This is a genomic window from Streptomyces sp. NPDC036822 (assembly GCF_055609145.1).
The window spans coordinates 19,956-34,424 of sequence record NZ_JBVJPY010000010.1 but is presented as its reverse complement, the minus strand read 5'-3'; the positions used below and the strand labels follow the sequence as shown (position 1 = coordinate 34,424).

At 71.0% G+C, this 14,469-nt stretch carries 12 protein-coding genes; 4 read left to right on the top strand and 8 right to left on the bottom strand.

All coding sequences use genetic code 11. The features are described from left to right. The first annotated feature begins 13 nt into the window (after positions 1–13). The gene (locus ACZ68P_RS22520) at positions 14–787 is read left to right on the top strand and encodes a sugar phosphate isomerase/epimerase family protein (protein WP_471009224.1); all 774 of its coding nucleotides are present in this window, start codon (positions 14–16) and stop codon (positions 785–787) included. A gap of 117 nt (positions 788–904) precedes the next feature. On the opposite strand, the gene ACZ68P_RS22515 is transcribed toward ACZ68P_RS22520, so the two are convergent. The 3 genes from ACZ68P_RS22515 to ACZ68P_RS22505 are packed head-to-tail and all read right to left on the bottom strand — an operon-like array spanning position 905 to position 2,574. Beyond that, positions 905–1,327, bottom strand: coding sequence for a hypothetical protein (locus tag ACZ68P_RS22515; protein ID WP_471008870.1), 423 nt, complete (start codon positions 1,325–1,327; stop codon positions 905–907). After that, positions 1,324–1,782 (bottom strand): DUF4279 domain-containing protein, encoded by a 459-nt coding sequence (locus ACZ68P_RS22510; protein WP_471008868.1) that lies wholly within the window; start codon positions 1,780–1,782, stop codon positions 1,324–1,326. Before ACZ68P_RS22510 ends, ACZ68P_RS22515 begins: the two co-directional genes overlap by 4 nt. Positions 1,783–1,833: 51 nt before the next feature. Then, entirely contained in the window at positions 1,834–2,574 is a 741-nt protein-coding gene (locus ACZ68P_RS22505; protein ID WP_471008865.1) for a hypothetical protein, read from the bottom strand. Positions 2,575–2,683: 109 nt separating this feature from the next. On the opposite strand from ACZ68P_RS22505, the gene recD2 reads away from it, so the two are divergent. Both recD2 and ACZ68P_RS22495 read left to right on the top strand, forming a co-directional pair. Next, positions 2,684–4,939, top strand: coding sequence for an SF1B family DNA helicase RecD2 (recD2, locus tag ACZ68P_RS22500; protein WP_471008863.1), 2,256 nt, complete (start codon positions 2,684–2,686; stop codon positions 4,937–4,939). Between the two features lie 217 nt (positions 4,940–5,156). Next, positions 5,157–6,446 (top strand): citrate synthase, encoded by a 1,290-nt coding sequence (locus tag ACZ68P_RS22495; RefSeq protein ID WP_471008861.1) that lies wholly within the window; start codon positions 5,157–5,159, stop codon positions 6,444–6,446. Between the two features lie 423 nt (positions 6,447–6,869). Here the strand turns inward: ACZ68P_RS22495 and ACZ68P_RS22490 are convergent, their stop codons facing one another. The 3 genes from ACZ68P_RS22490 to ACZ68P_RS22480 all read right to left on the bottom strand — a co-directional run bounded on the left by ACZ68P_RS22490 (position 6,870) and on the right by ACZ68P_RS22480 (position 10,537). Beyond that, on the bottom strand, positions 6,870–9,146 hold the full coding sequence (locus tag ACZ68P_RS22490; protein WP_471008859.1) for a heavy metal translocating P-type ATPase: 2,277 nt from the start codon (positions 9,144–9,146) through the stop codon (positions 6,870–6,872). A gap of 265 nt (positions 9,147–9,411) precedes the next feature. Next, positions 9,412–9,723: a heavy-metal-associated domain-containing protein gene (locus ACZ68P_RS22485; RefSeq protein ID WP_471008857.1), complete on the bottom strand. Its 312-nt coding sequence runs from the start codon at positions 9,721–9,723 to the stop codon at positions 9,412–9,414. A 121-nt stretch (positions 9,724–9,844) separates the two neighbouring features. Continuing rightward, a complete protein-coding gene (locus ACZ68P_RS22480) occupies positions 9,845–10,537 on the bottom strand; it encodes a TetR/AcrR family transcriptional regulator (protein ID WP_471008856.1) in 693 nt (230 codons plus the stop codon). A gap of 164 nt (positions 10,538–10,701) precedes the next feature. Between ACZ68P_RS22480 and ACZ68P_RS22475 the strand changes: the two genes are divergently transcribed. Further along, positions 10,702–12,978: an MMPL family transporter gene (locus ACZ68P_RS22475; protein ID WP_471008854.1), complete on the top strand. Its 2,277-nt coding sequence runs from the start codon at positions 10,702–10,704 to the stop codon at positions 12,976–12,978. Between the two features lie 111 nt (positions 12,979–13,089). Here ACZ68P_RS22475 and ACZ68P_RS22470 read toward each other — a convergent pair whose 3' ends face one another. Continuing rightward, on the bottom strand, positions 13,090–13,287 hold the full coding sequence (locus tag ACZ68P_RS22470) for a helix-turn-helix transcriptional regulator (protein WP_471008853.1): 198 nt from the start codon (positions 13,285–13,287) through the stop codon (positions 13,090–13,092). Positions 13,288–13,544: 257 nt separating this feature from the next. Then, the gene (locus ACZ68P_RS22465; protein ID WP_471008851.1) at positions 13,545–14,453 is read right to left on the bottom strand and encodes a sugar phosphate isomerase/epimerase family protein; all 909 of its coding nucleotides are present in this window, start codon (positions 14,451–14,453) and stop codon (positions 13,545–13,547) included. Positions 14,454–14,469 lie beyond the last annotated feature (16 nt).

Here is a 14,469-nt window from a genome sequence, read left to right as displayed (position 1 = left end):
CAGCATCAACCAGATGACCGTGAAGCAGCTGTCCCTGCCCGAGCTGGTCGACCAGTGCGTACGGCTCGGCATCCCGGGCGTCGGGCTGTGGCGCGAGCCCGTGCACGCGTACGGTCTGGAGGCCACGGCCAAGCTCGTACGGGACGCCGGACTCGCCGTCACCACCCTGTGCCGGGGCGGTTTCTTCACCACCGCCGACTCGCTGGACGACAACCGCGCCGCGATCGACGAGGCGGCGGCCCTCGGCACGGACACCCTCGTCCTGGTCTCGGGCGGCCTCCCCCCGGGCAGCCGCGACCTGGCCGCCGCCCGGGCCCGGATCGGCGACGCGATCGCCGAACTCGCCCCGTACGCGGGGGAGCGGGGCGTCCGCCTCGCCATCGAACCCCTGCACCCGATGTTCGCGTCGGACCGCTGCGCGGTCTCCACCCTGGACCAGGCGCTGGAGATCGCCGAGCGCTTCCCGGCGGAGCAGGTCGGGGTGACCGTCGACACGTACCACATCTGGTGGGACGACCGCGCCCCGGCGGCGGTGGCCCGCGCGGGCGCGGCGGGCCGCATCCACACCTTCCAGCTCGCCGACTGGACGACCCCCCTCCCCGAGGGCGTCCTCAACGGCCGGGGCCAGCTGGGCGACGGCTCCATCGACCTGAGGGCCTGGTGGGACCGGGTGGACGAGGCCGGCTACACCGGCCCGGTCGAGGTGGAGCTCTTCAACGACGCGCTGTGGGCGCGGGACGGCGTGGAGGTCCTGGAGGAGACGGCGAGGAGGTTCCTGGCGGTCTGACCCGGCGAACACCCCAAGGCGGACCGAGGACCGGACCGGGGCACATGTGCGGGTGCCCCGGCCCACGCGGCTGAACCCCTTGGTCCGCTCGACCGAGTCCCCCCGGGCGGTGGAGCCTCAGTCGAGCCAGTCCAGCGGGTCCTCCGAAGCGGTGTTGCCCTCCAGGAGCGTTGTGAAGGAGACCGGCAGCCCGAGGGCGGCGAGGCGGTCGGCGGACCGGGGCGAGAGCGTCAGCCGCTCGTCCGCCGGCACCGTGCCCGCGATCGACACCTGGGCGAGGCATCCGCCGGCGGACAGCGCCTTGATCGCGTCGAGGAGCGGCCTGACCTGGGAGGTCAGCGCCTCGACCTGCTCGTCCGGATCGGGGGAGAAGCGCTCGTCGAGGGTGTAGGCCCCCCAGCCCGGCCCCTGATGGACCGACGCGCCGGTCTGCTGCTCGGCGAGCCGGGTGAGGCCGAGGGAGCGGTCGACGACCGAGGGGTCCAGACCGCTGCCGGTGAGGGCCAGGGAGGTGGTGATCGAGGTCCACATGGCGCTCACCGTTCGCTCGTGCTGGGGGCGAGGATCAGCGGAACACCGAGGCGGGCCACTCGGCGCATCTGCTCGGGGGTGAGAGGGATCTGCGAGTCGTTGTTCACATATCCCCTGATGGTGAGCGTCACGGAGATTCCGCGTGCCAGGAGTTCGCCCACGGCGCCGGAGTGCGGTTCTACTGCCGTCAGGATGGTGTCGAGCTGTTCCGAGAACACCCGCGTGGAGCGCTCGTCGCACTGCAGTCGCCACTCCCCGTCGACATCGCCTGGTGGTCCCCACCGGCTGGGGCCCGGGTCCCTGGTGCCTGTCGGCTGGATGGTGAGCCTCCTGGTCACTTCGTCCGGGTCGAGCTCGGGACCCCTGACGACGAGAGACACATCGGGCAGCGCCCATGTGGCACCTTGCCGGTCATCCGCCTTCACTGTTCCGTCCGTTCCGCTTTCGTCGTCACTTGTCTTCATCGTGACGTGTCCTCGCGGCTCGTCGAGGCGCGGGCCCGGCCGTGGCTGACGTCATGGCCGGGTCGTGACCTGCTCGGCCACGGAGAAGTCGGTTTCGCAGTCCGGGCAGGTCGCGCTCCCGAAGACGAAGGTCAGCATGTGTGCGACGTCGTGTCGACCGTCGGTGAGCGCGATGTCGTGGAGACGTCGACCGAGGCCTTCCAGACCTGCGGGGCTCGTGGGCCGAAGCGGTCGCGTCTCGTTGTTGTCGTCCGGTGGCAGCGTGTAGTCCTCGCTGGTGCAGAAGAGCCCGCCTTCACCCAGAACGATGAACAGGTAGGTTTCACAACCGGGACAGGAGATTTCGAACTCCTCGTTACCGAGCCCCCAGGCCAGGTCCTCGCTCCACCCCGCGACGCCCTCGAAGCCGAGCATGGACTCCAGGAGATCGATGTACTCGGCGCGGTGGGTCGCGGTCCGGAGATGGCGGTTCACCGATGCCAGCAGGGTCGCGATCTCCGCCGAATGCCGTACGCGGACGTCGCCGGCTCCATGCGGCTGCTCGGCGCCGGCCATGATGGCGCCTGCCAGATTGAGGGCGTTCACGGCTTGACGTCGGTCTTCGTCGTCAGCCATGTCGGCCAGCCAGGGCAGCGCCGCGAAGCTGGCCGAGTACACGCTGCCCTGATGGCAGAGTGCGGACCACAGGTCGTTCCAGAGCTCCGGCTCGGGGTCGGCCGCGATGCGTGCCAGCAGGGCGGGTATGTCTTCGGCGGAGCCGTAGGCGTGGCTGAGTTGCGGCCAATCTGTCATACCGGGGATCCCATCACACCTGCGTTTGTGAGAAACGACGAGTCGACCGCTCTGTCGGTGGCGGGCGATAGCCTCCCTGGTATCGGAGACGCAGGAAGCCAGGTGGGGCATGCCCGGTAGGGGAGTTGAGTCGCAGCAAGGCAGCCGCCAGGGTGTTTGTGAAGTGACCGGTGTGCTGGAGCGGATCACGTACGCCAACGAGGAGAGCGGGTACACCGTCGCCCGCGTCGACACCGGTCGCGGTGGCGGGGATCTGCTCACGGTCGTCGGCGCGCTGCTCGGGGCCCAGCCGGGCGAGTCGCTGCGGATGGAGGGGCGTTGGGGCTCGCACCCGCAGTACGGCAAGCAGTTCACGGTCGAGAACTACACGACCGTCCTGCCCGCCACCATCCAGGGCATACGCCGCTACCTCGGCTCCGGTCTCATCAAGGGCATCGGTCCGAGGATCGCCGAGCGGATCGTCGAGCACTTCGGCACCGACACCCTCGACGTCATCGAGCGGGAGCCGAAGAGGCTCATCGAGGTGCCCGGCCTCGGTCCCAAGCGGACGCGGCTGATCGGGGCGGCCTGGGAGGAGCAGAAGGCGATCAAGGAGGTGATGGTCTTCCTCCAGGGCGTCGGCGTCTCCACCTCCATCGCCGTGCGGATCTACAAGAAGTACGGGGACGCCTCGATCTCCGTCGTGCGCAACCAGCCCTACCGGCTCGCCGCCGACGTCTGGGGCATCGGCTTCCTGACCGCCGACAGGATCGCCCAGGCCGTCGGCATCCCGCACGACAGCCCGGACCGGGTCAAGGCGGGTCTGCAGTACGCGCTGTCGCAGTCCACGGACCAGGGGCACTGCTTCCTGCCCGAGGAGCAGTTGATCTCCGACGCGGTGAAGCTGCTCCAGGTCGACACCGGTCTGGTCATCGAGTGCCTCGCCGCGCTCGCGGCGGACCCCGAGGGGGTCGTGCGGGAGCCGGTGCCGGGCCCCGACGGGCAGCCGGTCACCGCCGTGTATCTGGTGCCGTTCCATCGCGCCGAGATCTCGTTGTCCGCCCAGATCGCCCGCCTCCTGCGTACGGACGAGGACCGGATGCCGGCCTTCCGGGACGTGGCGTGGGACAAGGCCCTGGCGTGGCTGGCCGACCGCACGGGGGCGTCCCTGGCGCCCGAGCAGGAGGAGGCCGTGCGGCTCGCGCTGACCCGCAAGGTGGCGGTGCTGACCGGCGGGCCGGGGTGCGGGAAGTCGTTCACCGTCCGGTCGATCGTGGAGCTGGCCCGCGCGAAGCGGGCCAAGGTGGTCCTTGCGGCGCCCACCGGCCGGGCCGCGAAGCGGCTGGCCGAACTGACCGGCGCCGAGGCCTCGACCGTCCACCGGCTCCTGGAGCTCAAGCCGGGCGGCGACGCGGCGTTCGACCGCGACCGCCCCCTGGACGCCGATCTGGTCGTGGTGGACGAGGCGTCCATGCTCGATCTGCTGCTGGCCAACAAGCTCGTGAAGGCCGTGGCACCCGGTGCGCACCTGCTGCTGGTGGGGGACGTGGACCAGCTGCCGTCGGTCGGCGCGGGGGAGGTCCTGGGTGATCTGCTGGCTCCGCACAGCCCGGTGCCGGCGGTCCGGCTGACCCGGATCTTCCGGCAGGCCCAGCAGTCGGGAGTGGTGACCAACGCCCACCGGATCAACGCCGGGCTTCCGCCCGTGACGAACGGCCTGCCGGACTTCTTCCTCTTCGTCGAGGACGAGACGGAGGACGCGGCGCGCGTGGCCGTCGAGGTGGCGGCGCGCCGCATTCCCGCGAAGTTCGGTCTCGATCCCCGCCGTGACGTGCAGGTTCTCGCCCCCATGCACCGCGGTCCTGCCGGGGCCGGCACGCTCAACGGCCTGCTGCAGCAGGCCGTCACCCCGGCCCGCCCGGACCTGCCCGAGAAGCGCTTCGGCGGCCGCGTCTTCCGGGTCGGGGACAAGGTCACCCAGATCCGCAACAACTACGAGAAGGGCGCCAACGGCGTCTTCAACGGCACGGTCGGCGTCGTGACCTCGCTCGACACCGTGGAGCAGCGCCTGACGGTGCGCACGGACGAGGACGAGGAGGTGCCGTACGACTTCGACGAGCTGGACGAGCTGGTCCACGCGTACGCCGTCACGATCCACCGTTCGCAGGGCAGCGAGTATCCGGCGGTGGTGATCCCTGTCACCACCAGCGCCTGGATGATGCTCCAGCGGAATCTGCTCTACACGGCCGTCACGAGGGCCAGGAAACTGGTGGTCCTGGTGGGCTCGCGCAAGGCGATCGGCCAGGCGGTGCGTACCGTTTCCGCAGGCAGGCGCTTCACCGGGCTCGCCCATCGGCTCGCCGGGTCGCCCGCCCCGCGTGCGTGACGCCGACGGGCCCAGCGCCGGGCCTCCGGTCGTGTGAAAGACCACCCCCGACTTCCCCAAGCGGGGCGAAGGGGGCAAGATGAGCAGGTTGGGCGGCACTGAGTGCCGCCGAACGGCCCAATGGTCGACCCCGAGTGCACTCTCCTGAGCCAAATGGGGGATGGTAGAGACAGTCAGGGCACCTCGAAGAAGAGGCACTACGTCGGTGAGGGATGACGTGAGCGACAACTCTGTAGTACTGCGGTACGCGGACGGTGAATACACCTACCCGGTGGTCGAGAGCACCGTCGGCGACAAGGGCTTCGACATCGGGAAGCTTCGAGCCCAGACCGGTCTGGTGACCCTGGACAGCGGATACGGCAACACCGCCGCCTATAAATCCGCGATCACCTACCTCGACGGTGAGCAGGGGATCCTGCGGTACCGCGGCTACCCCATCGAGCAGCTGGCCGAGCGCTCCACCTTCCTCGAGGTGGCGTACCTGCTGATCAACGGTGAGCTTCCCAAGGTCGACGAGCTCGCGACCTTCAAGAACGAGGTCACCCAGCACACGCTGCTGCACGAGGACGTCAAGCGCTTCTTCGACGGCTTCCCGCGTGACGCGCACCCGATGGCGATGCTGTCCTCGGTGGTCTCGGCGCTGTCCACGTTCTACCAGGACAGCCACAACCCGTTCGACGAGAAGCAGCGCCACCTCTCCACGATCCGGCTGCTCGCCAAGCTGCCGACGATCGCGGCGTACGCGTACAAGAAGTCGATCGGCCACCCCTTCGTCTACCCGCGCAACGACCTCGGGTACGTCGAGAACTTCCTGCGCATGACCTTCTCGGTCCCGGCCCAGGAGTACGAGCTGGACCCGGTCGTGGTCTCCGCGCTCGACAAGCTGCTGATCCTGCACGCGGACCACGAGCAGAACTGCTCGACCTCCACCGTGCGGCTGGTCGGCTCCTCGCAGGCGAACATGTTCGCCTCGATCTCCGCCGGCATCTCGGCCCTGTGGGGCCCCCTGCACGGTGGCGCCAACCAGTCGGTCCTGGAGATGCTCGAGGGCATCCAGGCCAACGGTGGCGATGTCGACTCCTTCATCAACAAGGTGAAGAACAAGGAGGACGGCGTCCGCCTGATGGGCTTCGGCCACCGGGTGTACAAGTCCTTCGACCCGCGCGCCAAGATCATCAAGGCGGCGGCGCACGACGTCCTCTCGGCCCTCGGCAAGTCCGACGAGCTGCTGGACATCGCGCTCAAGCTGGAGGAGCACGCGCTCTCCGACGACTACTTCGTCTCGCGCAACCTCTACCCCAACGTGGACTTCTACACGGGTCTGATCTACCGCGCGATGGGCTTCCCGACCGAGATGTTCACCGTGCTCTTCGCGCTCGGCCGCCTTCCGGGCTGGATCGCCCAGTGGCACGAGATGATCAAGGAGCCGGGATCCCGCATCGGCCGCCCGCGTCAGATCTACACCGGCGAGGTCCTGCGCGACTTCGTCCCCGTCGAGGGCCGCTGACCTCAGGGACACCGCCGAGAGGGCCGGGGGCCATGGCTTCCGGCCCCCGGCCCGGCCTTCGGGCCGCCGAAGGAAAAGCGCCCCGCCACCGATCCCCCCACGGGTCGGTGCGCGGGGCGCTTTCCATATCCCCGGTGCGGATTCCCCCCACGGGATCCGGGCCGGGCGTCTGCCGGTTCGACAGAAGCTACGCGGGTCTGCGCGGTCTGCCGGGGTACGTACGGGAGGGCCGCTCAAAGCTCCCCGGTGCACGTGCCCCGGCCAACGCTTGCCTGGGACGTCCCCCAAGACATCCCATGAACGTCCCCCAAGACGTTCTCGGCATCGCCCACTTAGACTCGCGAACGGCCCGAATGGTTACCCCTAAATATCTGTGATCTAGGTCTCTTTGTGAAGGTCCTGTGCGGTCACGTGTAGGTGAATTCACGTGAACCTTCGGAGTCGGAGGCTGTTGGTGACGACGAAAACGGAGGAAAACGCCATCGCGAGGCCGGCGATCATGGGGTTGAGCAGCCCCGCGGCCGCCAGGGGCAGAGCCGCCACGTTGTAGCCGAAGGCCCAGACCAGGTTGCCCCTGATCGTGGCCAGGGTCCGCCGCGCGAGGCGGATGGCGTCCGCCGCGACCCGCAGGTCGCCACGGACCAGCGTCAGATCGGCGGCCTCGATGGCCGCGTCCGTGCCCGTGCCCAGGGCGAGGCCCAGATCGGCCACGGCGAGCGCGGCGGCGTCGTTCACCCCGTCGCCGACCATGGCGACCGTCCGGCCCTCGCTCTGCAGGCGGCGGATCACGTCGACCTTGTCCTGCGGCAGCACCTCGGCGTGGACCCGGTCCGCCGGAATCCCGACCTCCGCCGCCACCGTCTCGGCCACCGCGAGGCTGTCACCGGTCAGCAGGACCGGTGAGAGGCCCAGGGCGCGCAGCCGGGCCACCGCCTCGGCGCTGGTCGCCTTGACCTCGTCGGCGACCGTCAGGATCCCGCGGGCCCGGCCGTCCCAGGCGACGTGCACCACCCCGGGAGCCGTGGGTCCGGGCACCGCGATCCCCTCCGCCTCCAGGAGGGCGGCGCGGCCCACGAGGACCCGGTGGCCGTCGACCGAGCCGCGCACGCCGAGACCGGGGACGTTCTCGAACGCCTCCGGCACCGGCAGCCCGGCCGTCGTCAGCGCCGGCCGGCCGGCGGCGCCTGCCGCGACGGCCCGGGCGACCGGATGCTCGGAGGCGTGCTCGACGGCGCCCGCGAGGCGCAGCAGCTCGGTCTCGTCCTCCCCCTCGTACGCGTACACCTTGCTCAGCGTCATCCGGCCGGTGGTGACCGTGCCGGTCTTGTCCAGGACGACGGTGTCGACGCGGCGGGTGGACTCCAGGACCTCCGGGCCCTTGATGAGGATGCCGAGCTGCGCCCCGCGGCCGGTGCCGACCATCAGGGCGGTCGGGGTGGCGAGGCCCAGGGCGCAGGGGCAGGCGATGATCAGGACGGCGACCGCCGCCGTGAAGGCCGCCGTGGTGTCACCGGTCGCCCCCAGCCAGCCGGCCAGGGTGCCGACCGCGATGAGCAGCACCACGGGCACGAAGACGGCGGAGATCCGGTCGGCCAGACGCTGGACCTGAGCCTTGCCGTTCTGCGCGTCCTCCACCAGCTTCGCCATCCGGGCCAGCTGGGTGTCCGCGCCGACCCGCGTGGCCTCGACGACCAGCCGGCCCGAGGTGTTGACGCAGCCGCCCGTCACGGCGTCCCCGGCCGTCACGTCGACCGGCAGGGACTCACCGGTGAGCAGGGAGGCGTCGACGGCGGAGACGCCGTCGGTGACGGTGCCGTCGGTGGCGATCTTCTCGCCGGGCCGTACGACGAATCGGTCGCCCACCCGCAGCGCGGCCACCGGGACGCGTACCTCCGCGCCGTCCCGCAGGAGGCTGACGTCCTTGGCTCCCAGCTCCATCAGCGCGCGGAGCGCGGAGCCGGCCTTCCGTTTGGCGCGGGCCTCCAGATGGCGGCCGAGCAGGATGAACGTGACGACTCCGGCCGCGACCTCCAGATAGATGGTGGCGGCCCCGTCGGTGCGGCCGGCGACGAGGTCGAAGCCGTGGCGCATGCCGGGCATGCCCGCGGTGCCGAGGAAGAGCGCCCAGAGCGACCAGCCGAAGGCGGCGAGCGTGCCGACCGAGACGAGGGTGTCCATGGTGGCGGCGCCGTGGCGGAGGTTGGTCCAGGCGGCCCGGTGGAAGGGGAGACCGCCCCAGACGACGACGGGGGCGGCGACGGTGAGCGACAGCCACTGCCAGTTGTCGAACTGGAGGGCCGGGATCATGGCGAGCAGGATCACCGGGGCGGCGAGGACCGCCGAGACGGTCAGACGCGTGCGTGACGCGGAGAGGTCGGGGTCCGTCGCGCTTGCACGGGGGGACGGCCCGGTCTCCGGGTCCGCCGTCGGCAGCGATGGCGGCTCGGGCCGGGGCGGCGGGGGTTCCTCGGCGCTGTAGCCGGTCTTCACGACCGTCGCGATCAGATCGGCGACGGCCACCTCGGCCGCGTGCTCGATCCGTGCCTTCTCCGTCGTGTAGTTGACGGTCGCGGTGACCCCGTCCATGCGGTTGAGCTTCTTCTCCACGCGGGCCGCGCAGGAGGCGCAGGTCATCCCGCCGATGGTCAGCTCGGTGCTGCGGAGGGCGGCGGTGGACGGACTGGCGGTGCTGGGAGGCATGCGCGTTTCCAAGGGGAGCAGGGCCGTACCGTTCTCACAGTACGGCCCTGCTCGGACATGCGGGGGCGGCCGGTGCGGTCGCGGGCCGGCGGTGGTGCGGTCGCGGGCCGGCGGCGGTGCGGTCGCGGGCCGGCGGTGGTGGGGCGTCGTACGGAAGGCGTCGGGAAGCCGTCGGAGGATCCGTACGGGAGGCCGGTGGCGCCGGGGCCCTCGGAGGCCGGTGGTGGGGTCTTCGCGTGCCCCTTCGCGGGGGTGGGGCCGGCGGTCAGGCCTGGCCGAGCAGTTCGTAGCCCGCCTCGTCGACGGCGGCGCGGACGGCGGCCTCGTCGAGCGGGGCCTCGGAGACCACGGTGACCTTGCCGGTCGCGGCGACGGCCGTGACGGAAGATACACCGGCGATCTCGGAGATCTCGCTGGAGACCGCGCCTTCGCAGTGGCCGCAGGTCATGCCCTTGACGTCGTAGACGGTGGTGACGGCGCCCGTGGGCGTCTCGGCGGCGCCGTCGTGACACGAGCCGGTCGACGAGCAGCAGCCGCTGGTGACCTGGGGGAGTTCGGTCTTCGTCTCGGCGGTCATGGCGTTCTCCTCTGCGAGCGTGGCGGTACTGGGCCGTACACGCGTCTACCTTATACCTACCCCTAGGGGGTATCGATTCCGCCTCGCGCTCCGCTGCCGGGCAAAGTGCCGCGGGGGCTGGTCAGGAGGTCGGCGCGGGGGCGGGCAGGCACGGCAGGTTCGCGTCGCCGATGACCGGGTCGAGATAGCGCAGCAGGACCCGCTTCAACTCGTCGATCACGGCGTCCCGCTCGGGGCCCTCGGGGGCGGCGAGGACCAGGGCGAGGCCGCCCTTGAAGATGGCGAAGGTCATGTCGGCGATCCGGGCGGCCTCCGCGGCCGGCAGGTCCGGGAGGTAGTAGCCGAGCAGGTCCCCGATCCGGGCGAGCAGCGAGGCGTGCAGGGCGTCGTGCTCCTCGGCGATGCGGCCGGGGATCTCCGAACCGTGCATCAGGGCGAGGAAGACCGGGTTCTGGCAGTTGAACTCGATCAGCGGGTCGACGACCGCGTCGAGCAGCTCGGGCAGGGGCAGCTCGAAGTTCTCCGGGGTGAACGCCTGGCCGTGCGCCTCGCGCATCTGGTGCAGCAGGCGGTCGCCGAGCTCGACGGCGATCGCCTCCTTGTTGGGGAAGTACTGGTAGAGCGTGCCGGGCGAGACGCTCGCCTCGCGGGCGATCGCGTTGGTGCTGGTCGCCGTGTAGCCGTTCGCGCAGAAGACGTTCGCGGCGGCCTGGAGGAGCTGCGCGATGCGGCGCTCGCCGCGTGCCTGGCGGCGGCGCGGCCTGGGTTCGCCGGACTCCTCGGACGTGCCGCTTCTCTGCGGGCTCTCGGACATGGCTGTCCCCAGCTTTCGTGGACCTGTTTGACAAATACGAGTGGTCGCTCGCATTCTTGGGAAACGCGAGCGATGACTCGTGTTTGCCAGTCTATGGCAAAGGGCGACCCATGCGGCCTGCCGGGAAGCGAGCGCATGGGTCACGGTGAAGGGGACACCGCGTCATGGCCGAAGTCAAGAAAGCAGCACCCGTCCGAGGCGGGGGGTGGACGCGGTTCGTCACGGCCCGGCCACGCCTATCCCTCCTGGCCGCCCTGGTGATCACCGCCCTCGCGGTCTTCGCGGGCAGCGGCGTCGCCGACCGGATGGGCAGCGGCGGCTGGGAGGACCCGGACGCCGAGTCCACGTATGCCACGGAGGTCCTGGAGCGGGAGTTCCCCGCGTCCCAGGCGAATGTGCTGCTGCTCCTCGACGCGGGCGCGGCAGGGGTCGACGCCCCCGCCGTCGCCGCGGAGGCCCGGAGGATGGACGAACGGCTCGACGCCGAGCCGGGCGTGAGCGGCGTCGGTTCCTATTGGAGGACCGGCTCCCCGGCCCTGCGCTCCGAGGACGGCCGCCAGGCGGTGATCGTCGCCCGCATCGACGGCGACGAGAAGGCGGCCGGCGAGATCCTCCAGCGGATCGCCCCCGAGTACCGGGGCGAGCGCGGCCCGGTCGAGGTGTCCGTGGGCGGGCCCCTGGCCGTGCGCCACGAGATGCAGTCCACCATCCAGGAGGACCTGCTGCGCGCCGAGTTGATCGCGCTGCCCGTGACGCTCGTCCTGCTGGTCATGGTCTTCGGCAGCGCGGTCGCCGCCCTGCTGCCGCTGGGGATCGGCATCGTCGCCATCCTGGGCACCAACGCCGTGCTGCGAGGGATCACCGAACTCACCGACGTGTCCGTCTTCGCCCAGAACCTCACCACGGCGCTCGGCCTCGGGCTCGCCATCGACTACGCCTTGTTCGTGGTCCGCCGATTCCGCGAGGAACTGGCCACCGGGGCCGACCCGCGCACCGCCGTGGGCACCACACTGCGCACCGCCGGGCGGACCGTGCTCTTCTCCGCGCTGACCGTCGCCGTCTCGCTCGCCGCCATGCTCGTCTTCCCGCAGTACTTCCTGCGCTCCTTCGCCTACGCCGGGATCGCGGTGGTGCTGCTCGCCGCCGCGGCGGCGCTGATCCTGCTTCCCGCCGCCCTGATGCTGCTCGGCGAGCGGGTCAACGCCCTGGACCTTCGGCGCCTGTTCCGGCGCGGCGCGCCCGAGCGGGCCGGCGCCGCGGCGCCGACGGACGGGGACCCGGGCGGGCAGGCCGGCGCCCGGCGCGGCCCCGGGGCGGGGTGGGGCAGGACCGCCGCGCTGGTAATGCGGCGCGCCCCGGTCTTCGCCGTGGTCACCACCGTCGGGCTCCTCCTCCTCGGACTCCCCTTCCTGGGCGTCCGCTTCGGCACGGCCGACGACCGCCAGCTGCCGGCCACCGCCGAGTCCCGCGTCGTCCAGGACTGGCTGCGGGACGGTTTCCCCGGGAGCCCTGGCGGCGGTCTCACGGTGCTCGCCGAGGGCCGGGCCACCCCCGCGCAGTACGCCGAGTACCGCGAGCGGATCGGGGCACTCGACGGCGTCGCACGGGTGGAGGGCCCGGTGACCTCCGGGACCGGGGAGAAGTCCTACGCCGCCTTCACCGTGCTGCCCGAAGGAGAGAACGTCGGCGAGAACGCCCAGCGGGTGGTCGGCGAACTGCGGGAGCGCGAAGCGCCGTTCGACACCTCCGTGACCGGTGCGGCGGCGGTCCTGGTCGACTCCAAGGACGCCATAGCCGACCGCCTCCCGTGGGCCCTCGCGATCATCGTGGTGGTCACGCTGCTCCTGGTCTTCCTGCTCACCGGAAGCGTGCTCATACCCCTCCAGGCCGTCGTCCTCAACGCCCTCAGCCTGACGGCGATGTTCGGAGCGGTGGTCTGGGTCTTCCAGGAGGGGCACCTGTCCGGGCTGCTCGGATTCACCGCCACCGGCGACATAGAGACGACCCTGCCGGTGCTGATGTTCTGCGTCGCCTTCGGACTCTCCATGGACTACGGCGTCTTCCTCCTCTCCCGGATCAAGGAGGAGTACGACGCGACCGGCGACCACGAGCACTCCGTGCGGTTCGGCCTGCGGCACACCGGCGGACTGATCACGGCGGCCGCCGTCATCCTGGCCGTCGTGATGGTCGCCATCGGCACCTCCCGGGTCACCAACACCAAGATGCTGGGCCTCGGTGTCGCCCTCGCCGTCCTCATGGACGCGATGGTCGTGCGCAGCCTGCTGGTCCCGGCGGTCATGAAACTGACCGGACGCCTCACCTGGTGGGCCCCGGGACCGCTGCGCCGCTTCCACGACCGGTTCGGTATCAGCGAGGGCGGCACACCGGCACCGGCTCCCCGTGCCGAGCCCGAGCGGGCCATGGAACCCGCGGGACGGTAGGCCTGTTTCGAAAGTCCCGTCCGGCCGGGACTTTCTCCGGACACGCGGACGGCCCCGCATCGGATCGGGGGGCGGGGCCGTCTCGTTCGGTCGGGGCAGGTGCCGCGGGGGTCAGTCCCGGCGGCTCCGGTTGCCGGGGCGGTTGGCGACCCAGGCGCGGATGGTGTCCGCGTACCAGTAGGGCCTTCCCGACTCCACATGGTCGGGTGGCGGCAGCAGACCGTGCTTCCGGTAGGAACGGACCGTGTCCGGCTGCACCTTGATGTGCGCGGCGATGTCCTTGTAGGACCAGAGCCTTCTGTCCGTCATGTGTGGCACCTCCCTGCGCGCCTCGCAGCGGCGGCGGGGGTGCCGTTCGGGGGAGCTGCGGGGCCGGCGCTGGCGATCACTGAGCCTGTGCCCCTTGAACGACCCCCTCGGACGGGAGGAGAGCGGCTGTCGTGCGGCTGTGACGGAAAGCCCGCGTAATGGAGATATGTGTGACGACAGGGGGACGGCTGTGACGTAAGTGGCGCACGATCCGATCGGCGTGGCGACGGGCTTTCCGCTCGGCTCCGTGAACGCCCTCAGGCCCCGCAGGAGCGCAGGAAGCGCCGGGTGCGGACCGCGATCGGGTAGGGCCTGTCCGGTTCGCACGGGTACATGTCCTGCTCCACGATGGCGAAGAGGTCCACGTCGAGGGCCTGGGCCGCCGTCAGGACCGGTTCCAGGGCGGGCACTCCGGAGGGCGGCTCGCACATCACGCCCCGGGCCACGGCCGGCCCGAAGGGGACCCCGTCCGCGACGACCCCCGCCAGGATCTCCGGGTCGACCTGCTTGAGGTGGAGGTAGCCGATCCGCTCGCCGTAGGTCTCGATCAGCTTGACGCTGTCGCCGCCGCAGTAGGCGTAGTGGCCGGTGTCCAGACAGAGCGAGACCAGGTCGGGGTCGGTGGCGTCGAGGAAACGCGCCACGTTCTCCTCGCTGTCGACATGGGTGTCCGCGTGCGGATGGACGACGATCCGCAGGCCGTAGCGCTCCCGGACCTCGTGGCCGAGGCGTTCGGTCAGGCCGGTCAGCTGCCGCCACTGCTCGGCGGTCAGGGTGCGGTCCTCCAGGACCTCGCCGGTCTTGTCGTCCCGCCAGAAGGAGGGGATGACGACCAGGTGCTCCGCTCCCACGGCCTGGGCGAGAGCCGCGTTGTCGGCGACGTGCGCCCAGGTCCTCTCCCAGACCGCCGGACCGTGGTGCAGCCCGGTGAAGACGGTCCCGGCGGAGACCTTCAGGCCCCGGCGGCCGGTCTCGTCGGCCAGGATCGCCGGATCGGTGGGCAGGTAGCCGTAGGGCCCCAGCTCGATCCACTCGTAGCCGGCCCCGGCGACCTCGTCGAGGAAGCGCTGCCAGGGCACCTGCCGGGGATCGTCGGGGAACCAGACGCCCCAGGAGTCCGGGGCGGAGCCGATACGGATACGGGACAGTGGCGACGGCTTCGTCATGAACGTCACCTTGGCC

Bases quoted from the DNA above. Each gene is read 5' to 3' on its own strand.
- recD2 (WP_471008863.1), top strand. From the start codon at position 2,684: ATGCCCGGTAGGGGAGTTGAGTCGCAGCAAGGCAGCCGCCAGGGTGTT.
- ACZ68P_RS22480 (WP_471008856.1), bottom strand. From the start codon at position 10,537: ATGTCCGAGAGCCCGCAGAGAAGCGGCACGTCCGAGGAGTCCGGCGAA.
- ACZ68P_RS22490 (WP_471008859.1), bottom strand. From the start codon at position 9,146: ATGCCTCCCAGCACCGCCAGTCCGTCCACCGCCGCCCTCCGCAGCACC.
- ACZ68P_RS22465 (WP_471008851.1), bottom strand. From the start codon at position 14,453: ATGACGAAGCCGTCGCCACTGTCCCGTATCCGTATCGGCTCCGCCCCG.
- ACZ68P_RS22520 (WP_471009224.1), top strand. From the start codon at position 14: ATGACCGTGAAGCAGCTGTCCCTGCCCGAGCTGGTCGACCAGTGCGTA.
- ACZ68P_RS22470 (WP_471008853.1), bottom strand. From the start codon at position 13,287: ATGACGGACAGAAGGCTCTGGTCCTACAAGGACATCGCCGCGCACATC.
- ACZ68P_RS22475 (WP_471008854.1), top strand. From the start codon at position 10,702: ATGGCCGAAGTCAAGAAAGCAGCACCCGTCCGAGGCGGGGGGTGGACG.
- ACZ68P_RS22505 (WP_471008865.1), bottom strand. From the start codon at position 2,574: ATGACAGATTGGCCGCAACTCAGCCACGCCTACGGCTCCGCCGAAGAC.
- ACZ68P_RS22510 (WP_471008868.1), bottom strand. From the start codon at position 1,782: ATGAAGACAAGTGACGACGAAAGCGGAACGGACGGAACAGTGAAGGCG.
- ACZ68P_RS22485 (WP_471008857.1), bottom strand. From the start codon at position 9,723: ATGACCGCCGAGACGAAGACCGAACTCCCCCAGGTCACCAGCGGCTGC.